The following is a 22,118-nucleotide window of genomic DNA, read 5'->3' on the forward strand; positions in this document are numbered from 1 at the left end:
GGATTCCTTTGCCCTGGCTTTTGCGCGGACCTGATCCTTGTTCTGGCTAATAGACCTGAACTTCAATGTGTCGTTGCGAAAGGAGACACGCATTTGATCAATCAGCAGGTTTTCAATGCCATCAGAGAACAAATCTTAACAAATTTTTTTAGTGTCCCAAATTGCGGTCTTAATTATTATTCAATATCTTTTGGAGCAAAGCTAGGCGTGGCGGCTATAATGCGCTGCCGCAGTACCTCCACTTCGGGCAATGTCACGGAAGGCCTCGCCTGCTGTGGCAATACTTCTCCGTGCAACTGTGCGCGCAACTCCATCCAGCGTGCCTTTAGAACTTGCCAGTTGTGATCGTCATAGGTTCCGCTGACGACGACAGGATGAATGCGGATACGTGGTGGATCGCCCTCGTCATGTTCGTACCAAATTTTTAGATCATTCATCCAGCAGCTGCCCTTACGATCCACGCGGCCGATCTGTTGTTCGACAATACCGGGGTTCCACTCTGCGTGCAGTATGACCACGGTGCGACAGGCTTCATGCAAATTCAGCCCCTCACGTCCGACGCGGGATTGTGCAAGCAGCACCATTGGCCAGCTGGAGGCGCGATTGAAGGCGGACTGCAACAAGCGGCGCGTTTGAGGTAGGGTTGCGCCAGACATCATGCGGGCGAAATTTCCCTCTCGCCCGGAATAATCCTGAAGGTACACAACCAGTCTGGACCGCAGAGTGTCGTCGTTTTCTTGCTCTTCATCGGTCGAGTGATCTGCCAGCAGCCCTCTGAACAGGTCTAGTATCTCGACGCCGGTCCAAGATGCATCCGCACGCTCGCGCCTGTCGCCAAGCGCTTCGAGCAGGGGGCCAATTTCGCCCTGCAATTCTTCGCCATCGTCATCCTGGTGCAAGAAGCTGACCAGCAGTGCGGCGATATCATCCTGTGGCGCAAGGGCGTCGATCTCACGATGAAGCCTTGCAAGCTCGGTGCGGCGCGCAGTGGACCATTTTTTGTAACGCTCGGTCAGCATCTGGTTGATTGCTATGATCCCGCCCGAGGGCGCGTACATGTCGGGGTCTTTCATCGCGGCCAGAACGGCGGGCTCGCTCTCGTCCCGTACTTTCGCGGCTGGCCAGTGCTGTCCGTCTCTGAGCCGCCGGAGCATTTCGCGCGCATCCAGTATCCGGGTCAGCGCATTCATCGGAGCTATGAACCGCCCGAAAACGAGAACTTTCTCGTCTTGTTCAGTATAAGACTCGATCAGTCGTGCTGCGGCCAGTATCGCCGGATGGGTGTATATATCCGCAGGCTGCCCACAGAAGGCATCCATCCAGAAAGATTGCGGGCCTTCAAACTCATTTTCCACCTTCATTTGTTCGGCAAGGTCGGCTTCAGAAGCGAGTCCAAAACCGTACCCTTGGGCAACCGAAAGTCTTGCACGTTTCACGCGGGAATCCTCCTGGGGCAAGATCGACAGGGCTTCAGCAGCACAGAACCGACGCAGCCAGTCGCGCGTAAACCCCTCAGTTGCGGGAGATACTTTCAAATCCTGGACGACACGATAATCTCCGTGATCTTCCTGAAATGCGCTGATCACGGGATCGTGTCGCTTGTCCCTTCTTAGGACATAGGGGCGCAATGCCTTTTGAAATCGGGTTGCGGCGGTCACGAAGCCATCGGTCAATGGCTCGTCAAGTTCTTCGACCTGGATGCGTTTGACGGTGTCAACATAGCCACTAATCCACGCCGCCAGATCGCCGAGCGCGGTGACATCATGGCCATCGTCTCGCCCGCTGATCCGGCCCAGTGTGTCAATCCATTGGCCTGCGTCTAGCTCAACAGGGGTTGCGGTCATCCCGAGACGGAACGGATCGTTAGCTTCCCAACTCACCGGACCAAGAATGCGCGAAAGGCTAGAATCGGCACCGCGTGCCTTGTGTGCTTCATCGACTACGATCAAATCAAACTGCCCCAACCCATACCCGATCAGCCTCAGGATCTTGTGCTTATATTCATCGGCACCAAGCCACTTGTAGTCGCCAGCCAGATCGCCGATTAAATCCGGATCGTCCTGCAAATTGTGTTCAATGATTGTGTCGGCAATAGTGCTGGCGGCGCGGCGGCTGGCATAAACATGGCTAACCTCACCACGGCGAAAGCTGTCGCGCATGAAATTGCGCCGTCGCCCGGCCAGCAAGCGCACAACATTCGGAAGCAATTCACGCCGCCATCCCCCCGCCGGACCGTCGCCTGCGTTCGGAAAGCGCATAGCTGCAAATGTGTGCGAGATCATCAGGACCTCTTCAGTGGCCCACCCCTTTTTGGGCAGCTCCCGCTGCTGTCTCCGATCCTTAAGCCAGTCCGCGTGTTTGCGTTTGCGCTTTTCGGTTCCTTCGGCATCTTCCTCGGTGAGGAAACCCGCGATAAATCCGTCATAGCTGCGCAAGGGCAGCAGGGTCTGGTCATCAAGTTGAAACAGCTTCAGTTCCTTCTGCCACTGCACGCCCAACCCAGCCGGGAGCACAATCGCAGCTCTGCCGCCCGCATGACGCACCGCTGTGATCAGCGCGACCGCTATGCGGGTTTTGCCCATGCCGACCTCGTCCGCCAACAAGGCGGCGCGCTTACCTGATCTGATCCGCAGGGCAAGTTCCGCAACCGACGCCCGCTGACCCGCATCGAGCAGATCGTCCGTTTGATGAGATGAAAGGTGATCCAGAAAGTCGGCTGCTCTTACCCAATCCATTTCATATCTCCTCTTCGGCCCAAAGCGACGGAATGTCATTCAGCTTCCATTCCTGCGCGACGGCCTTCATGGATCGTTCCAGCAGGTTCAGATCGGCCCCTGTGGGGCACATGCGCGGGTCCAACAATGCTGGCAAAGGATTTGCATTTGCATCGCGAAAAAAGCCAATCATCGGCTGTTCCTGCACGCAGATCGCGCAAAGATTTTGGCGCAGTTCGCGGCACCATCGCGGCCAGTCTCTGGGGTGAATATTTGCCTGGGTTTCGCCTAGCCGGACCAGAAGGCCCATCATCCGGCGAATGGCATATGTGGCGGGGGGCAGCTCTGGTGAGTCAGAGGCCTCAACCAATGGCTCGCCGCCTTCGGGGCCATCATCGGACTGATCTGCGTCCATGGGTTCCGGGAACGATCCAAGCCCCGCTAAAACATCTTCCACCGTCATTTCGGTTGGGCGTGGCGCGACAAGCACGCCCTCCGCAATGACCGGAAGGCGCCAGTCGCCGTGTAAGAGGGTCACGATGGCGGGGGCTGGCGCAGGCCATGCGCAGGGCGTTGAGACAGTTGCCCCGTCCCGGCCTGCAACATCAAGAACAATCCCGTCGGGTGCAGAAAGCGTGCCGTCCTGCCAGATCAACCACGACACCGGGGGAAGCGCTGCAGGCTCTTCCGGGGGCACAAACCCACTGCCGGGCTGTAGCGCTGACAGTGTCACCGTGTCGTTGAACTGGATTGGCAACAGGGTTGCAAGGCCACCTTTGCTGTTCTTTCGTTGGCGCCATTTCAATCCCTTTGGAAGATCAACGACGACACCTGCCTCAAGATTACCGCCTGCGTTTGCGGCGGTTTCAAAACCGTTACGGCTGAGATTGCCCGACCCTATGTAGACGCGCCCTTGGGCCTCATCCTGACCCGAGGCCAGCAGAACAAATTTGGCATGAAGCCGCCCGTCCTCGCCGTGCAAGGCAGAGGTCGGGCGCCGCAGGTTCCAGCCCGCGTCGGTCAGGGCAGGAGCCCGCATGGCCAGACCTTGACAGGACAGCGGGTTGAGAAACAGATTCAGAGTGGCCGATTTTTTCAAGAGCTTTTCCGCCAGCAGCGTCTTGCGGAGCCTTTCAGGCAGTCCCGCGCTACCATCGCCTTCGGCTTCGAAATAGCCGGAGCCGAGGATGAGGCGATCTGCCCTTTTTCGCAGTCCCAGCCGCTCGACAACCTGCGGGAGCAACGCCTGAGAGCGGCTGTCGATAAAGCGGGGCTGCAAGGTGGAGGCCGGAAGGCGCCTGATTTCGGCCTCCAGCCGCGCATAGGGCAGTGCGCCGTCATATTTGCGTTCAATCAGCGTGCAATCCCCACGATTGCGCAGCCAGTCGAACATCGCCCACGCGGCCTGAATATCTGCGATGTCTTGATCGACGGGCGTGTCAGTCTGAAGGTCAATGGACCAGAACAAGTCGATGCTGTCCGTCAGCGGATCTTGTGTCCAGTTTCCGGTGCTGACCGCAAGTCGGATGACATATCCATCCTCGTCGCGCTTGCGAAATCCCATCAAGGCAACCTTAGCGTGCAGCAGGTTATAGCCCCGATCCTGAAGCCGCATCCACATCCATGCCAGGCCCGGTATGTCCGAAATTGCATTGATTGTAGGGTGAATGAATGCGGCAAGTACCGGGCGTGCCATTTCACCGGTAAAGCTGCGCCGGATCTGCCCCATCACCTTAGGCGTTGCCGTAAATCCGCAGAGGAAACCGAAATCTCCGAAACAATTCTCGGGCGGCATGAAGAGGGTGATAAGCGTTGTGTTCATCATGCTGGTTCTTCATCTGCTGAATCCTGACATCCAGGGTTCACGCGGCCGTTTAGTTCGGTCGCAACGCAATGAAGGTTGTAAAGTCGGAACAACTGAGGCGCGAATTCGGCATCTTTGACGGGTTCGCTTTCACCGCTGGCCGACATCTCGTTGGCTGCTGGCCCCAGACCGATACGACCGTCCCGCCACCGGATCACCGTTCCCTCGCGCTCGGCCAGTTTCTGAAGAAGCTGCGGGATGGACAAGTCCCTGACCTCAGATAGGAATTTTCGGCTGGTTGCCTCTGCTCTGGCGTCAATTCTGTCGCCCTGCTGGCGGGCGTATTGGCGAAGCGCCGCGAGGGGCTCGCCCGCCAAGTTGCTGGCCTCGTCGACGGACAGCACAGCGGCCGCATTGGCATCGCGAAGTTCAAGCAGACGATGTTCCAAGCGATACAACACCGCGAGCGCGGCATTGCGCAAATCCATGAAAGCGGCCCCCGCGCGCAGGTCCGTCCAGTGGTCAGGGGTTATCCCGCTGAGCGGTTCCACAGCATCAAGTTGGCTTGCACTGGGCCCGGTCCCAAGTGCCACGAGGGACCGGCGACGCGACGTTGACGGATCGTCACCTCCGATAAGGCGGGCCAGGATCAGCTTGCGCACTTCGGGTGGGACGGCAGCATTGGGCGACAGGTCTTCCCTCATCTTTTTCAAACCATGAGGGTCTCCCCCATGTGCCCATGCGCCCAGAATACGACGGTAGTTTGCCATCACCGGCAGGTTCAGCATCTGCGCGCCAGCAGTGTGGATGGTGAAGGCACCATAGCGACTGCCCCGCACGAAACCAAGCGCGACCAGCGGTTGCACCATAGCCATGCGGATGGGTTGAACCACGTAGGTGCCGCGTCGTTTCAGGTTCTTGAAACTCCAGTCTTCCAGCCCTTGCATCTTGCGTATACCGCGCACTCGACGGTCCGCCAGGCGCTCTTCAGTTGCTTGTCGCATCATCAACGCTTCGATGGCGTTGCCGACTGGCAAGGCCGGCACACGTAACTCCTCTGCGATGGATACCGCCAAAACGGACCAAAGGATCGGCATCGGAAACCACATGCCGCCCAAGCCCGGAACCGAACAGTCGTTGAAATGCCGCACGGCGCTGGCAAGTCCAAGGTTCTGCTGCCTGCGCAGTGAAATGAGCGTGTCAGGCGCCAGTATTCCCCAAGACATCAAAGTAAATCGCCTTGATGTGCGTGGGCGTCTGCCGAAGCCATATCCACAAGATCAAGTCGGCCATGATCGACCCAAAGCACGGCCATACCATTCAATTCATACGACGGAAACATGTCGCGGACCAATCCGCCATAGGCCGAAAGTTGTGGCCAATAAGGGCCAAGTCCCAAACCCGCGCCGCCGGTCTTGTGGTCGATCAACAGGCGCCCCCTCGGCCCAATTGCTAGTAGGTCGATCATCCCAGGAATTTCAGCACCCTCTGGTGTGTGTCCCAGAACAGGGATCTCACATTGCAGATCAGTGTAGCCGGCGGCTGCCAGCCAGGTCTTTAGCGCGGTCGCCCGCTCTGCCACGAGCGCCAGGGTAGCCTCATCCAGCCCTGTGGCCGCAGGCAAGGCTGCGATCAGGTCTGATCGTGTCAGGCAGGTGCGTATGGCAAGATGCAGCGCGGTGCCCCGGGCAGCAGTGTTGACGGTGCTGGGCCAAGGTGCACCGAGGGTAATCCCGCGCGAGTCTGGTGTCGGCTCGGCGGTTGCGGTCTGTGATGGCTGCAAGCGCCATGGCGACGTCGGCATACTGGGCAATGGTACGGCATCGCCGAACCGGGGCGTATCTGTCCCCACCTCGGTCTGATAGTCCGTGAAACTCGCATGTTCCGGCAATTGCATGATCACCGTTGGGCAATCCACTCCGCCAATTCGCAGCTTCCCGTCCGCAATCTGCGGCGCACAGGTATCGTCGAACACATGGAACAGGCACTTCGCTTCGGGCGTTTCTTCCTCGCGCTCTTTCAGGAATCCCGGCCATTCCAGCACCAGGCGGTCACGCGCGCGGGTCAGGGCAACATAGAGCAGGTTTTTCGCATTGGCTTCGAAGGCCTCGCGGCGATCCTCGATAAAGCGCCGGCCAGCCTCGGGTGCGGCAAATCCGGGCGTGTGGATCAGGGCGGCAGAGGCCAGCACAGCGGCCATGTCGTCAATCTTGTCCAACGCGTCGAACCGGGTTGCGGTGCTGCCCGGCCATTCTTCAATACCATGGTCGAATTCGGCGACCACGGTGATCGGCCATTCCCGACCCTTGGAGGCGTGCCATGTGACGATCTCCACCGCTTCCGCGCTGTTCCCCGAGGGATCGGGACGGCGATCAAAATCGCGATCAGCCGCGCGCGCATCGAGCCAGCCGAGAAACACCTTGGCAGTTTCGCCGTGGAAACCGGAGGCAGCTTTTAGGTCGCGGTGCGCGGTTTCGAATTCACTTGCCTCGGCTTCGAGTCGCAGAAGGTCGGCGCGAGCTGCTGCAGCGTCAGGATGACGGGCGGCCCAAAGGCGGAGACTGGCGGCGTCGAGGACGACGTCCAGCGCGGTCGATACCGGCAGGCGCGCGAGCCGATCAGACAGGGCCGCCAGGCGTATGAGAACCGGATCATCCGCCAACCGACCGTCGATCTGTGCGGCCATCGCAACTTGCAGGCTTAGCGGATCTGGGCCGAGCGTGCGCAGCAAAAGCCCCGAATGAATATCGGCGGGGTTCGCGGCATAACTCAGCGCGGCGCGGGCTGCCTGCACCACAGGGCTTGCCGCCCAGCCGTCCTCGGCGATGCGGACAGGCACACCGCGTGCCCGCAACTCCTCCGCGTAGCGGGCGGCGGTGGCGTGGCGGCAGACCAGAAGTGCCATGTCAGAGGGGCGGGCGCTTCTGGCAGCTTTGGTGTGCCGGTCTGTGATCAACTCGCCTGTTTTCAGGATGCTGGCGATGCGCTCGGCGATATGTTCCTGGGGTTTTGACGAGGTCCTGACCCCGCGCCCTTTCACGACATTCAGGATCTCCATGGCCGGACCCGCCACCGGATCGCGGGTCGGGGACAGCGGGTTATAGCTTGCGCCGAACAGCCCAGTTCCCATGGCATTGATGAACTCCATCACTGCCGGCGTCGAGCGCCAGTTGCGGTCAAGAGGTTGCGTTGCCTCTGGGTTGGCCGTTGCAAGGGCTTGCGACAGGCGCGAATCCGCGCCTTGAAAGCCCATGATCGACTGTTTGACATCACCCACCAGCAGAGTGCGCGGGGCCTTTGCTCCGAGCTGCCAGAGCAGGGCAAACTGCACTGGGTTCGTATCCTGGAATTCGTCAATGATCACGCAGTCGATTTCATCGAGCACAGCTTGTCGCACCGCCTGATCGGTGCGCAACAGACGTTCAGCCCCTGCGATCATGTCGGCAAAATCGATTAAGCCAAGTGCCTTCTTGCGCGCCTCATAGGCCTCCATCACTTCCTGTGCGCAAGCAATCAGGCACGACAGATGCAGCTTTGCATCCGCCAGCGGGCCGGGATGGGTGGGCAGCACATCGGCGGCCTGCATGATTGCCTCGGCAAGCGCATCATAGCCCTCTGGAGTCTTCGTGCGGCTATTTGAGATGAAGAGGCTACGCAGGGATTGCCAAACTCCCCAGTCCCGAGCCAGCAGTGCGGGTTCCCGCTCAACGCGACGAAGGAGCGCGAGGTTCTTTTCCAGTGTCTTGCGCGGACCTTTGGCCGTCACAGTAGCCATGCCGCCCTCGGGAAAACTCGCAAGCATGGCCCGAACCGCAAAGACCAGCGCGTCGCGGGCAGCGGCGGGATCGGTCAGCACCTCGCCGTATATCGTATCGAGGCGCGTCAACGCCGGTGCAATAAGGCCGGGATCGCGGCCCTTGTCACCCAACCCGCGCAAGAGGTCGATCATCGACAGCACACGGCCGCGCAATGAGTCCTCGACCGTTTCGCCCTTTTGCCAGTTGGCCTGATAGCCGAAGCGCTCGGGCTCGGCCTTGATCGGGTCCAGCGATCTGGCATGTGCCAGTGCCTGTCTGATCAGCAGGTCGCGCTCGGCATCGCCAAGATGGCGCGGTTGCAAGGACGCACCCGCCGCCAGCGCATGTTCCGTCAAAAGCCGCAGGCCCAGCCCATGAATGGTCGAGACATAGGCACGCTCGACTGCCATGGCCTCGGCCACCAGCCCGTCCGCCAGAAGACCCGCCCGGATGCGTTCGCGCAATTCGCCTGCGGCGGCTTCGGTGAAAGTCACGGCAAGGATGCGCTCGGGGCGCACGACCTTGCGTTTGACCCAGTCAGAAAGCTGCGTCTTGATACGATGGGTTTTTCCCGCGCCCGCGCCTGCAGGCACAATCACCAGTCCCCGGTCTGAATCGAATTTGCCCATGATCATTCCTCCTCAATCTGGCGGATGAATGAAGTTACGAGGGCCGAGCCGTCGGTCAGCGCATAGGGCGTAAACCCCGCCTCTTTCTTGAAGAACCCCTCGTCGAGCGAGGTGTTGAGCACGACCCGCCCCGCACCAAGCTCGGCCAACCGCTCGGCCAGCTTTGCAATCGCAGCCAGGTTGATGGCATCGCCCATGTCGCGGGCGGGTGAACCCTCGGCCACGGGCAGACCTGAGGTCAGAAAACCACCGTCATTCATCAGGTGATAGGCGATCCCGACGTCACGGCCGATCAACGGATCCATTCCGTCCCCGTCGCGCCGTGCGGGACGCGCGATCATGTCGCGATAGAGCCCCGCTTGCAGATCCCAGCCCGCCTCCATCCGCTTGCGCCTGGCCGATGTGCCGCTCTTCTTGTGGTCAACGACCAGCAGCGCTCCGTCTGGCAATTCAAGGATCGCATCCGCTTTACCGTGCAGGTTGATGCCATGCGCTTCGCCAGCCAGCCAGATTTCATTGCCAATGATTTTCGCGCCAAGCGCCAACAGATATTCGCGCCAGCGAAGGGCCGCTTGAAGAATTTCGCGTTCCAGCCCGCTGCGTTCCATTTCCCATGACGCGCTCCGTAGGAACCCGGCATGGCGGGTCAATGCGCGATCATAGGCGTCGGCCACTGCCGCGGTCAGGGCCGCAGGGTCAGGAATGGGTTGGTCCTTGAGAAACACATGCTCGAACACATCATGGGCGATGTTTCCTTTGGCCATGACATCCAGCTCTTCTGCCGACCAAGTCATATCACTGGCTGCGACTTCGCCCAGAAGCCAGGCCAGCGGGCTGACCAAAAGCGTCTCCAGTCGCGAGGGTGATTGAGGTTTCATCGTTCCGTCATCTTTTTGGCGCAGGGCCAACAAGTCGACCCCCGGGAAAGCCAGAGCCTCTGGCAGATCGGGCGGTTCCGGCACCGGTGGCAGGTGATGGTGCGTGATGGGCCAATCTGCTGGTGGCAAGAGCGACAGGTCTAGGATCAAATCGGCAGCATCTTCGACACCCTCGATGGCGCGCGCAACCAGCGAAAGCCCTGCCGAGGGTTGCAGGCGCACACCGGACAAATCCCGCCAAGGGGTCAGGAATGTCACCGTCTCAGAGACCGCCTGAAGCTGTTGATCAAATAACGAGAGCCCATAAGCCAGCCCTTCGGCCCGGCCTCGCAGCTGCAAGCCAACAGATCCGCGGATTGCGGCGATCTCGCTTTCGAGAAACATCGGATTGCCGCGCGTCCGCGTCGGGTAAAGGCCGTCGGTGAAATCCGTCACGATCAGATGTCGGCAGGGGCGCCACGGACTGTCCTGCGCGGACCACAGGCTAACGCCCTCCAGAATGCGATCTGGATCAGCACTGAGAGGCGGTGCAATCTGAATGCCCCGCAGGATTGCCTCCCAATCCGGGCTACCGTCACCGGGCGGAATGGGCAGGCGCGCGCGCACGTCCTGACCTTTTTTGATCCTTTCACAGATACGGTCGAGCAAGAAACGCAACTGCGCGAGGCTGCCCGCGGAAGACCGGATGTCTGTCCACAATTCCTTATGCGCAGGGGTGGATGACAGGATCTCGCCCCGGAAATCGCCGCTGATCAGGCTTTCGGCTAGATCACGTCCGGACTGCGAGGACCAAGGCATCAGAGGTGATAGCGCAAGACTTGCAAGCACCATTCCCGGGGTCGGTGTGCGCTTGGCAAGTGCCAGATGAAGGGCTGTCTCGCCAATGATGTCGCGCTCTGGCAGGCTGCCGGGAAGGCCGGATAGCGGCACGCCTTGCTCGGCGAAGGCGCGTGCGATTTGGCTTGGATTATTGTCGGCCGTGACCGCGATGTCGCGAGCGGGGACCCCGGCCTCAATCAGAGCGCGTGCCCGCGCCGCTGCGAAATCCGCGCAGGCCGCCGGATCACGTAAGCCAAAGAATGCAAGGCTATCGTCAGCTTTTCCGACTGAAATATTTGGCGCAGCAATGCCGCTCTGTAGGGCGTGAACTCTGCTCCCAACCGGCGCGGCGAGACCTCTGTCGGGTGCAGGAACTGTGCCAAACTCTTGTTTCAGACGCGTATACAGAGCACGCATCGCAGCAGGTGCAAGCGGGTCGAGCGATCCTTCGACCACCGGTAACTGATCAAGGAACTTACCATGCGGAAGCTCCAGAACATGTCGCACTGGGGCCAGTCCCTCGGGCAGTGAATCGCCCAGCCTGCGCCACAGCCCGATCAGTGCATCCAGATGCCGCCGCGCACGGCTGCCTTGCAAGGGATCTGCCACGGGCACATGGAGATCGTCGGTGGCTAGCACCAGATCCTCCAACGCCATACTGACTGCCGAGATCGTCTCGACCGGTGCGTTGGCAACGCTGTTTTTCCAGACGGGATCCGAGTCGTCGATAATCGCCTGCCCCGGCGACCACTCCGACGCTATGGGCGCAAGCGAAAGCTCTGCGAGGCTGGTATCAGTCAGGCGATACGGCAAACCAGAACGGGGATCAGCGACGAGAAAAGGGTAAAACATGGTTTGCCTGTAGATAATGCTAATAACGCAGTGTATTGAGCATCCAATCTAAATCAATGATCTATATGGCTTTTGCGGTTTATAATTCAGCAATTGCAGCAATCGCTTTTTCTATCCGCCCAGGTAGTATTGGAAGAGTTCTTCTGCCGCATCGATATCGGAAGACAGGCGTCTGAAGTCACGAACCAGCCGAGTGATTAGATCCGAGCCTTCAACGGTATCAGCCCATCTGTGTCGAAGCACGGCCGCGGGATCGAGCAAACCCAGCATGTTGCCCGCAATCGCACCCGTTGAATCACTATCCCCACCATGCGTGACTGCAATCGCAAGAACCTCTTCAAAGGAATTGCCAGTTAGGCAGGCGTAGAGCGATAAGGAAAGGGCCTCTTCTGCCGTCCAGCCACCACCAAGAGACTCGACAGTTTCACCGGCACCGTCACGCGGCACGGCAAGGGCGGCTTGAATGGCCCGCGCAGTCTCATTGCCCCCATCCAGTCGCGCATAAATCTCTGCGGTGCGGTTTGCAGTCTCCTCAAGGCGCGCGCCTGCGGCCACATCAGCAAGCATTTCTGCCCATGCCGCGGCCGCAAGCTGACCGGTCACATGGCCATGAGTCAGCGCTGATGTCTCAATCGCCATCTCGCGCACCTGATCGCGTGGAAACATTAACGCAATTGGTGCAACGCGCATGATGGTACCGCACCCCTTGCTATTGTTTCGCGCCAAGTCACCAAAATACGCACTCGCTTCCAGTGATGATAGGCAGGTATTGCCCGGCGCGCGGCAAACCCAAAGTCGTGGGTCTTCGATCAGGCCCACATCATCTGTTCGAACCTCCGGTTTGCCGCCTTGGGTTTTGTACCAGCGCAAAAGCGCATGATGGATGAAAGATGGCGGGTGGCAGATGCCTTTCAGCTCGCTGCGAATGAGCGCGCGGACGATCCCCTCGGCCGTGAATAGCGTCATTTGAGTGTCGTCGGTAATGGCGCCGCGCAGTCCCATATGCGGCGGCAGGTCCATGATACCGCCGGGGTAGCGACAGCGGATTTCGGCAAGAGAAAGGAACTCGATCTCGGCGCCGAGGCTGTCGCCAATGGCACCGCCGAGTAGGCTGGAATGGAGTTGGATAGGCCGCAATCCATCATGTCTTCCATGGGCTGTCACCAAATGTTTCTGCACCTGGGTCTCTATCGCCCCCGGCCGCGCCGTGCGCACAATCTTCATAGCTCCGCTAGCTGAATGCCCCCGCTCGACGAGCAGTAGGGCTGCAACCGTGCCGGCACGGCCAAGGCCGCCCCTGCAATGGACCAGCACACGGCCGCCGTTTTCCAAAGTTTGGTGAAGACGTGGCGACAAAAGCCTCCACTTCTGCATGGCCTCTGGCGTTGGCACATCCACATCCCGGATTGGGAAGTGATACCATTCCATGCCCCGGGACTTTGCGGCGTCGCTAAGCCCCGACACCGAAAGCAAGTCGAACTCATGATCTTCAATCAGGCTTAGAACGGTATGCGCCCCCCAAGTTTTGATCACATCAAGATCGACGTCCAGATCGCGATCCCAAGCCCCGCCAAAGACGCTGTCGCCTTTCTTGCCTGGGCAAAGCGTGAGTCCGAGCAGACCGTTGCTGATTGGCAGGCTATCGATGCGAAGTGGGAGGGTTGTGCTGTTTCGAGGCAAGCGGTGTTCCTTTTTGTCCATTCAATCAACACTACTATCCGCTTACGTCATTTTCGGTCGTATCCAAGAAGAAGTTTTGAGACTGCTAAACAACTGCGCCTCGGCTTGGTGCGCCATCTTGCCAGAGATAAGCTCATTTCCTGCCGTCCTTCCGCGCGGAAGCGCATCACCAGTTGCTTCGTATCTTGGGCAAATCGCTGATGATCGGCGTAGTCCATTATGTCCTGACTCGCATGCGCCGCTACTGCAATCCCTTGATCACGGCATCCTGGAGTTGGACAAGAACACTGCTAAACGAGCGATGCGATCGTCGGGATTAGACGCAAAAACTGTCTTTTTTTTGGGTCACAAACCGGCGGAAAAGCTACGCCAATCGCCTACATGAGCCTTTTGTTTATGACATCTGCTAGTGTTCACCGAAAATAGCCCTTGGTGAAGGGCTATGGTGGGGCGGTGTATGGCGTCCGTACCCCTTCTCGACAGACCTGTTCGATAAGAGCTTGAACGTGTCCATCATCGTCTGCACTGGTGCGCCCGAGAAGGCCAGTCTTCCATTCGTCGCGAAAGGCCGAGATACCGTGGAGTGCACCCATCGCACTGGCCACAAGCGACGCAATTGTGTCATTGTCCCGTGTGTGGTTGACGGCATCTAAGATGGCGCGATCAGGATCCTCCAGGTTCTGGCCTATGAGGAATATCGTGACAGGTAATGTTTCCAGAAGGAACGCGCCGGAGTACGTGAGATCGCCAAAGTCGAGTGTCGTCATGCCCTTTTTGATGCCTTCAGGTACAGTCAGATTTAGGAACTCGGTCAGGGTGCCATCGAACTGTCCGAGCATTTTGCCGCCACGTGGGCGATACCGGGTGGGGCCTTCAAGACCTACTTGCAGACGGACAAATGTTTGAAGGATGTTATGCGGTTCAAATTGTTGCCGACCCGAAGCGAGAGCGGCCAGAAGGTGTACCCAGGCCACGGCGCTTGCGATCGCTCCGTGCTCATTGTGAGTGATGGCAGCACACTTGGCAATTTCACGCGCAAGATCTGCACCCGCCATGTGTGGCTGCAGTGCTAGCATGGGCGCGATACGCATTATTGCCCCGTTTCCCGCCGAGGGAACACCGGCAACTTCCCACCTGAGACCACTGGCCAGATTGAACCGGAACTTCCTTACCGATTGGCCCATGCCATAAACTGTTCGAGTCGCAAAAACCTGGGAGAGAAGATTGGGATCTAGACGTCCTTCACCAAGTAGATGCTCAAGAAGCCAGAAGGCCATCTGCGTGTCATCGCTAGGTAGACCTACCCTTTGTCCGTTGGCGTGACGGTTCGGTAGATATCCGGTGATTTTACCAAATTCCCGGAACCTGTTCCGTGGGACGCGAGACTCGGATGTGTTGCCGAGTGCATCACCAATCGCGAGGCCCCATAAGATCGCACGCAGCCGATTTTCGGGGACCGGTGCGATTTCGAGAAGTTGTGGTATCTGTTCAACGATATCGTCGATACGGCTAAGGACATCATCCAGAGCATTCATGAAGATTTCCTCGTATATTGCTGTTGGTTCCGTCTGGGTTTTGGCACTGGGGGTCGGCTAAACAGATCCGTCACATTAGCCAGAGATGCTGGTCCAAACCGCACTTCATCCTGATTGGCGCTTGTAATTGATACATTGTTAAGCTGGAGCGACAGGGCTTGACCTTACCGGGTAGAGGCAGTTGGCTCCCTCAATCCACCACTGGGTAATAGGGATCACCCCAATTCTCTTCAGGGTTGGTAATCATCGTCTCTAAGAAAACAGGCATCAAACTTATCAGCAGCTCAGCTCCATCCTGCACTTGTTTGCGGTTGACCTTACTGTTCCAGGTCGCCCCACCGTGGAGCAGCTGGTTGCGGAGGACATAAAGGCGGTCAAATACAATACTCAGGAGTTTCGTTGTTTCATGCCCTTCAATCGCATATTGGGCTGCCTTCTTGGCGTTCTCGAATCGAAGTTCCCAATTGCTATATTCGGGATCACCATTATGAAACTTCCAGAATGGGCTAAATATGTACCTGTTGTTTAACAGTTCGGACACCACACCTTCAAACTGGTACCATACTTCGTGCGCAATACGGCCATTTGGATCGCAGCGAACCAGCGCATCAAAGAATTTCTGAAAGTTGGTCCGCGCGAATGAGCCAGGGTCCTCATCCATATTTTTTGCATAGGCGGCATTGAACGCAATCCAAGCAAAAATGAACGCGGCATCTGCATCATCTTCAATCAATGCAGCTGCGCGGCTCAGCCAAATTATTGAACGATGGGTCCGTAGGTTTAATTCCGGCGAGATTTGATCCCTCAACCTGCGATGCATGTCACGCAGGTAATCGAACTCTTCTGAAAGTTGGGCCATACTCTTAAGCTCCTAGACGACGTGCTATAGCATCACCAAGCGATGTATCAATAAGCCCCCAGACGGCACCGCCACCAGTTTCTGCCCCAGCATCCCCCCAGCGTTCACTTCGTATGATAAAGTGAATGATTTGTCGCAATTCACGCAGGCTAAATCCCTCGACAGGCTTCGGATCTTCCTGAAGCGCCCTTATCACCTGTGATATCGGTGTCTGTGCGCGATCGTCCATGGTCTCGCCGCCATCACAGCAGACAAATCCGCAAGCGTAAGTTGAGAGAATAAAATTATTCCACTGTTCCCATTCTACAGGCCGCAGAGGCTCAGAATAGCGCTTTTTTTCCAACTGAGTGATCAGCTTACGAAGCATTCGTCCGACGTACTCAACTTGATCCTTGGTAAGCTTCTCGTCCAGGCTCAACATATTTTGGCGAACATCAGGGTCATTTTCGATCGGAGCATTCATGGCGATTGTCACATCTCTCTTTGTTATTAATCAAATTGACAAAGAAACTGATTAATCTCGTCAATCATCACTTTGTTGCAATTGGCATCCTTACGCATCTCATCCAATGCGCGCCGTGCTTTTCCAAGCGTCATCCATTCAGTCGATGGCAGGTCTGGCCCTGTCCATTTTTTGTGAAGCCAGTCATCAAACTGTTGACGCTCATCCTCTACAAGCAAAGATGGTGCATAAAATGCAACAAGTCGGCGACCAAGCTGGCGCAGGCGCTTATCATCCAATTCGACTACGATTTCTTGACGGCGTGGCCATTCCGCTTTCTGAAACTCACCAATAAGCGCCTTGTCAGAGTAGCTATAAAAGCCATCAAATATCTGTCTCTCGATCGGTGGCAGGGGAGCTTCAGTATCCGAAGGAAAGCGCGCAGCTAGCGCGCAAGCGACACGCTCGCGAAACACTGGCGCCTCTGCAATCAAACGAGCACGACGCAGCTGCTCGTCTGTTGGGTCGGAAAGCGCCAAAAGTGGAGGTGACTTATTGATGGAAACAGATCTGATAATCTTGGTTGACCCATCAACAGCATTGAAAAGTTCTCTTTCGTCTGCGTCAATCAAATCAGCAGGATCACAAGCCTCAAGATCGAAGAAAGCTGCTTGGTTGGGGTTGCTCGCTGAGTAACCACAAAAACAACCAACTAAACCACGCGGTGGGCCTGCGCCAAAACACCCAAATAGTTCCATCGGTTGAAAGCCCTCTAGATGTGCTTGGATACTCGCCTTGTGTCGGTTCTCAAGAAGCTCGGCCCAAAGAGCGGGATCACGTTGGGCAATCGCGCGTGCAATATGAATTGTCGCTTCAACATCGCCGAGCGCATCGTGGGCATTATGTCCATTAAAACCGTTTGACGGCGCCAAACGATCAAGATTGAAACGCACACGACCGGTTTCGTCAGCCGGCCAATCGAAGATCTCTGGGTTTCTATTCCAAACCGCAAAAACGGCGGTCATGATGTCAAATCGTGTGTTTCCATTAAACTGCGTCGCAAAAACATTGGCTTGGAGGTTTTGATAAAACACCTGCCTCAGCATTTCTTCGTCAAAACGGATGCTGTTGAACCCTGTCCAGATGGCAGGTGACCAGCGTGAAACAAGTTGGGACAAAGACTGTGAAAGCTCAAACAGGTTTGGCAAGTCAGGGTCAACCAATTGCTGCGGATGCAACCCAGTTACAGCCAGCGCCCACGGTGAGGGGATGATGTGCGGCGCAATGCGGCACCGCAAATCAACCCTCTCGATCTCCCTGAAGTGCGCGTCCGTAAGGATGGCCGCAAATTGCAGGGGTTGGTCAAATGCCGGAGAGATGCCGGTTGTCTCAAGATCATAGAATGCAAAGTTCATGACACATTCTACCCGCTACCAGTTTGGTCGTCACGCGGTGATACGCACTTCGCGGCACTCCTCTTGGGTCAATACGCCCGAATATGACGTATTGCTAGCTTATGTTGTGTATGAACACGGAGGCACCATGATCAACAGATTTGAACAACGTTTTTTAATAGAAGTTGCTGACCGCATCGCAGCACGCTTGTCTGGACGCAGCATCGCCGCTCTTGAGCTGTCAGACTGGATGGAAGAGCAGGATCTCGGATTTCGTTGGGATCCAGATCTTGAGAACTATAAGCGGAGGGGCGTACCAAACGCGATATGGGAAGACCTTCGCTTACGCCTAGCCCGTAAGGCTGCACAGACCCGATGCGTCCGCCCTGATGCACTTTCCAAAAACATTGCAGCACTATCAGTGCATATGTTGCTTGATCCCGACGAAGAACAGATCTTCGCTCTGGCAGTTCGTGCTGCCCGCACGGGCCCGCTCCAATCGCTCTGCAATAGTCTTACTGATGAAGCAAGGATTCCGGTTGAGGACGCTGTCATTTACCTGACTGGCATCTCACCCGCGAGGGTGCGCAAAGCACTGACATCATCTTCCAGACTTTTATCCTCTGGCCTTTTGCATCACGAAAAGTCTCCAATTCATGGCCTTGGTCTTCTGCCATCAGACAGGTTGCTGATATCACTAGAGCCGCCCTCACGTGGGTTGTCAGATATTTTGGGAAAGCTCTTTTCCGCTGTAGAACCCACAGATGTTGCATGGGAAGATTTTGAACATCTCGGTGAGTCTCGCGATTTCGCGTTTCGACTATTGAAAGGTGCTATAAAAAAACGCGAAAAGGGCGTGAATATTCTGCTGCATGGACCACCCGGGACAGGAAAAACCGAGTTCTGCAAAGTGCTTGCCCAAAGGCTGGCTGTAAGCCTCCATGCAGTTGGCGAATCCGACGAAGACGGCGACGAGCCGACGCGGTTCGAGCGGTTACAGCAATTGCGTCTTGGCCAACGACTTCTTGCCGATCAAGGTAATAGCGTTATCCTGTTTGATGAGATGGAGGATCTTTTCCCGGGGCTCAACAACGGGCTCTTTGGACTTTCGCTGCGTCGTTCGGGTTCAAAGGTACACACAAACCGGCTAATCGAAGGAAACGCTGTACCTACCCTCTGGACGACAAATGACATCAGTGACTGCGATCCGGCTTTTCTGCGTCGGATCAGCTTTACGCTTGAGTTGCGCACACCCCCGGTCAGTGTTCGTGCCCGGGTGTGGCAAGAACTTGCAAGAAAACATCGGGTGCCACTATCCCAAGAGCATTGCATGGACTTGGCGCACAACATGGAGGATGCGCCAGCGTTAGCCAATAGCGCCCTTCGCGCAGCACGTATTGCGCGTGGTGGTACAGATGACGTGTGGTTGGCCGCAACGGCGATTTCTCGCGCGGTACGCGGCGGTCACACTCCCTATGTTTCAAATAGAGAAGTGTATTTCGATCCAGAACTGGCCAATGCAGATCATGACTTAAGCTTGATCGCAGAGCGGTTCGTTACTTGTGGTCCCGCCAATACCGGTGGACTTTGTCTCAGCGGGCCACCAGGTACCGGCAAAAGCGCCTTTGCACGCTATCTGGCAGAACGCCTTAATATGCCTGTCCTGGAACGGCGTGCCTCTGATCTGCTAGATCGCTTTGTGGGTGGAAGCGAGCGTAACATTGCAGATGCTTTTGCAGAGGCGCGTGATACCAAGGCATTCCTTGTATTTGACGAAGCCGATTCGCTACTCAGGTCACGCGAAGCCACCTCTCATGGCTGGGAAATCTCACAAGTAAATGAAATGCTCACGTGGATGGAGAACCACCCTCTACCCTTTGCATGCACAACAAACCTTGGTGATCAGCTGGACCCTGCGACCGCTCGACGCTTTAGCTTGCGGATCGGGTTCCTACCACTGAGCCTTGAACAGCGCCGAGCCTGTTTCCGGCGATTTTTCCTGAACGAGCCTTCTGCTGAGCTTCAATTGCTCGATCAACTGACGCCAGGGGATTTTGCGGTTGTGGCTAAACGGAGCACCTTGCTGGGCATCAAGGAGCCCTCAGCGATTATTGCTGAGCTAACCCGCGAACAAACATCGAAACCAAACGCTAGTACCCCAGTTGGATTTCGAGTGTCGAGTTGACGGAGGGGGGACGTGCTCATCACACTAGATCGGAAAGCGCTGTCGTCGTCTGCTTGAAGCCTTGAGCGGTTTGCGCAAGACTGCGTAGAACGGAGATCCTCCAATGCGCTATGGCCGACTAACAGATCTAGTGAGGTTGGCTCTGCAGATGCAGGGTCGGGCCGATGGTCTGTCGCTCAATGACATTGGGGAAACTTATGAAGTCTCGCGCCGAACAGCGGAACGGATGCGAGATGCGATCAGGGATGCCTTTCCACAGGTCGAAGAAATTAGCGAGCCGGGGGAGCGCAAACGTTGGCGTCTGCCTCCGGGCACAACGGGACGTCTCGCAGACCCAAGCATCGATGACATTGCAACGCTTAATCGCGGTGCCGAACTCGCCCGCCAAAGCGGTGATATTGTTACTGCAGATAATCTCGACATATTGTCGGATCGCTTGCGGGCTGGCTTGTCAGGCCCCATACGCACACGGCTTGAGCCTGATATTGCCGCACTTCTTGAGGCGGATGGTGTCGCCCTGCGTCCCGGCCCCAGAGAGCGCATCTCGGAAGAAACACTGAACGACCTTCGCCAAGCCATCCTTGCCGGGGTCTGGATCAATGCCGACCATCGCACCCGAGCGTCAGGTCTTTTGAGCCAAAACGCGCGGCTCGGTCCTTTAGCAATGCTTCTCGGGGAAGGTCGACAGTATCTTGTTGCTTATAGCGATTGGGCCGAAGATGTTCGCCTGTTCGCGCTGGCTGGCTTTGAGCGGATCGCACTGTCCAATGAGAGTTTTGAGCGCTCTGAAGATTTTGACCTCAATGTCTGGTTGCAGCGTGCTTTTGGGACTTGGCAAGAGGAAGTCCAAGATGTGGTTTGGCGGTTCTCATCTGCCGCCGCGGCAGATGCACGGCTCTACATGTTCCACCCGACACAAGAGATCACCGATGAGCCCGATGGCAGCCTTATAGTAAAATTTCGGGCAGGTGGTTTTCGGGAGATGTGTTGGCATCTGTTTCGATGGGGGAATGATGTCGAAATTTTGGCGCCAACCGAGTTGCAACAGATGTTCAGGATGATGTTGAAGAAAGCGCATTTATGAGGTGGACGAGAGATTCTTGGAGCAGGCTCAGTTGAGTGGAAAAGGAGGGCACCGACAACATGTTTGATTCTGAACGTTTTCTTCATGCGCAGGAGGCGAACTACATAACGGCCCTCACCGAACTACGTGACGGACAAAAACGGACGCACTGGATGTGGTACATTTTTCCACAACTTAAAGCACTTGGACGCTCCCAAACTGCAAAGTACTTTGGCATCGAAGACTTGATAGCCGCTGAATCCTATTTGGCACATGTATTGCTTGGGCCAAGACTGGTTGAGGCTGCAAGCGCTCTGCTTTTTCACAAGTCACTGCCAATTGATACAATAATGGGATCCATAGATCGCATGAAACTCAGATCGACGGCCACACTCTTTGCTGCTGCCAATGGTGATCCGGTGTTCTTGAAATTGCTTGAGCACTTTTACGAAAGACACCCGTGCGAGCGCACGCTAGAGGTTCTAGGCCTTGATCTTGATAACTTTGGGTTAATCAGACACCTAGATAGAAGAGCATCGCGATGCTCGGGTTTCGACAAGTTCCCCGAGGAGGTAACAGGCTAGCAGCTTATGGTTGTGGATCAAGTCACACAATACGTCCTCAGAACTCCTGATAGATGCTGATCATACTGACGCGGAAGTCGCGTAAAGAGCGCCGGTCCGTGAAGCTGATGCATGAGGACTTGGTCAAGCTCGGGTACGATGGATCTTATGAGCGTGTGGCGGCTTTTGCCCGTGCGTGGCGCGCTGATCGGCACCGGCTGGAACAAACGACAGGGCACGGGACGTTTGTGCCGTTGGTGTTTCAGCCCGGTGAGGCGTTCCAGTTCGATTGGAGCGAAGACTGGGCCACAATTGGTGGTGAACGCGTCAAACTGCAGGTTGCGCACACTAAGCTCTCGCATAGCCGCACCTTCATTGTTCGCGCCTATAGCCGCGCGTGTCGTAGTAATGTTGATGTAGTCCGACTGCACCTCTCAAGGAAACATGGCGCAGGACACCGCCCGCCAGAACATAGGGGCAAGAGGAGAGGCATGCCGTGCTTGGTAGGATCACCGTTTCCAAGCCCTGATCTCGGATCAGTTTCCCGATCTGAAGCGCCTCATCCACGATGCCGCCGGGGCTGTTCATCGCGACAACTCCTGGCGGTGCAGGGGTGAATTGAAAGGTAAGGTTGGCGGTCGGTTGTCACCAAACCTGGAAAGCGTACGGCTGCCACCTCAGTCGAAAAAGATCCGCTTGAATCAAACTTGATGACTTGAAGGCCACCTAGCAATGATCGCACTGATGAACCCAGCTCTTGCAGACACCACACCAGAGCTGACCGTCTGCACCATGTTTTTGCCAAGCGGTGTCTGACGTCAGCGCCTATGGGTCCAAATAGCTGTATTTGCTAAGGGAGGGTTTGTTGCTCATCGTAGCCACTGAGGAGTGGACGATGAGAAAG

Annotated in this window: 14 protein-coding genes and 1 pseudogene; 4 read left to right on the top strand and 11 right to left on the bottom strand. The window is 56.7% G+C overall.

What is annotated here, in order from left to right:
• Positions 1–176: 176 nt before the first annotated feature.
• From C8N45_RS20950 to C8N45_RS20995, 10 genes are all read right to left on the bottom strand, one after another.
• Positions 177–2,735, bottom strand: a complete 2,559-nt coding sequence (locus C8N45_RS20950) for a DEAD/DEAH box helicase family protein (protein WP_108388663.1) — start codon at positions 2,733–2,735, stop codon at positions 177–179.
• Between the two features lies 1 nt (position 2,736).
• Positions 2,737–4,539: a phospholipase D-like domain-containing protein gene (locus C8N45_RS20955; protein WP_108388665.1), complete on the bottom strand. Its 1,803-nt coding sequence runs from the start codon at positions 4,537–4,539 to the stop codon at positions 2,737–2,739.
• On the bottom strand, positions 4,536–5,744 hold the full coding sequence (locus C8N45_RS20960; RefSeq protein ID WP_245882787.1) for a hypothetical protein: 1,209 nt from the start codon (positions 5,742–5,744) through the stop codon (positions 4,536–4,538). Before C8N45_RS20960 ends, C8N45_RS20955 begins: the two co-directional genes overlap by 4 nt.
• Positions 5,744–8,944 (bottom strand): UvrD-helicase domain-containing protein, encoded by a 3,201-nt coding sequence (locus tag C8N45_RS20965; protein ID WP_108388688.1) that lies wholly within the window; start codon positions 8,942–8,944, stop codon positions 5,744–5,746. Before C8N45_RS20965 ends, C8N45_RS20960 begins: the two co-directional genes overlap by 1 nt.
• Positions 8,945–8,946: 2 nt before the next feature.
• Positions 8,947–11,493, bottom strand: a complete 2,547-nt coding sequence (locus C8N45_RS20970) for a PD-(D/E)XK nuclease family protein (protein ID WP_108388667.1) — start codon at positions 11,491–11,493, stop codon at positions 8,947–8,949.
• A 111-nt stretch (positions 11,494–11,604) separates the two neighbouring features.
• The gene (locus C8N45_RS20975) at positions 11,605–13,173 is read right to left on the bottom strand and encodes an ADP-ribosylglycohydrolase family protein (protein WP_108388690.1); all 1,569 of its coding nucleotides are present in this window, start codon (positions 13,171–13,173) and stop codon (positions 11,605–11,607) included.
• A 440-nt stretch (positions 13,174–13,613) separates the two neighbouring features.
• Entirely contained in the window at positions 13,614–14,708 is a 1,095-nt protein-coding gene (locus C8N45_RS20980; protein WP_108388669.1) for an ADP-ribosylglycohydrolase family protein, read from the bottom strand.
• Positions 14,709–14,898: 190 nt separating this feature from the next.
• Entirely contained in the window at positions 14,899–15,567 is a 669-nt protein-coding gene (locus C8N45_RS20985; RefSeq protein WP_168769546.1) for a HEPN domain-containing protein, read from the bottom strand.
• 4 nt (positions 15,568–15,571) lie between these two features.
• The gene (locus tag C8N45_RS20990) at positions 15,572–16,042 is read right to left on the bottom strand and encodes a hypothetical protein (protein WP_133176028.1); all 471 of its coding nucleotides are present in this window, start codon (positions 16,040–16,042) and stop codon (positions 15,572–15,574) included.
• A 14-nt stretch (positions 16,043–16,056) separates the two neighbouring features.
• Positions 16,057–17,424: an exonuclease domain-containing protein gene (locus C8N45_RS20995; protein ID WP_108388673.1), complete on the bottom strand. Its 1,368-nt coding sequence runs from the start codon at positions 17,422–17,424 to the stop codon at positions 16,057–16,059.
• A 127-nt stretch (positions 17,425–17,551) separates the two neighbouring features.
• Between C8N45_RS20995 and C8N45_RS21000 the strand changes: the two genes are divergently transcribed.
• From C8N45_RS21000 to C8N45_RS21015, 4 genes and pseudogenes are all read left to right on the top strand, one after another.
• Positions 17,552–19,588 (top strand): AAA family ATPase, encoded by a 2,037-nt coding sequence (locus C8N45_RS21000; RefSeq protein ID WP_168769547.1) that lies wholly within the window; start codon positions 17,552–17,554, stop codon positions 19,586–19,588.
• A 148-nt stretch (positions 19,589–19,736) separates the two neighbouring features.
• On the top strand, positions 19,737–20,672 hold the full coding sequence (locus C8N45_RS21005) for a helix-turn-helix transcriptional regulator (RefSeq protein ID WP_168769548.1): 936 nt from the start codon (positions 19,737–19,739) through the stop codon (positions 20,670–20,672).
• Positions 20,673–20,731: 59 nt separating this feature from the next.
• On the top strand, positions 20,732–21,235 hold the full coding sequence (locus tag C8N45_RS21010) for a DUF1810 domain-containing protein (protein ID WP_108388694.1): 504 nt from the start codon (positions 20,732–20,734) through the stop codon (positions 21,233–21,235).
• Between the two features lie 74 nt (positions 21,236–21,309).
• Positions 21,310–21,603: pseudogene (locus tag C8N45_RS21015) on the top strand (IS21 family transposase); the annotation flags it as partial.
• On the opposite strand, the gene C8N45_RS23345 reads toward C8N45_RS21015, so the two are convergent.
• Positions 21,587–21,802: a hypothetical protein gene (locus tag C8N45_RS23345; protein ID WP_168769543.1), complete on the bottom strand. Its 216-nt coding sequence runs from the start codon at positions 21,800–21,802 to the stop codon at positions 21,587–21,589. The pseudogene C8N45_RS21015 and the gene C8N45_RS23345 overlap by 17 nt on opposite strands.
• Positions 21,803–22,118: the final 316 nt, after the last annotated feature.

Origin of the sequence: Yoonia sediminilitoris (genome assembly GCF_003058085.1) — a bacterium.
Classification (GTDB): Bacteria; Pseudomonadota; Alphaproteobacteria; order Rhodobacterales; family Rhodobacteraceae; genus Yoonia; species Yoonia sediminilitoris.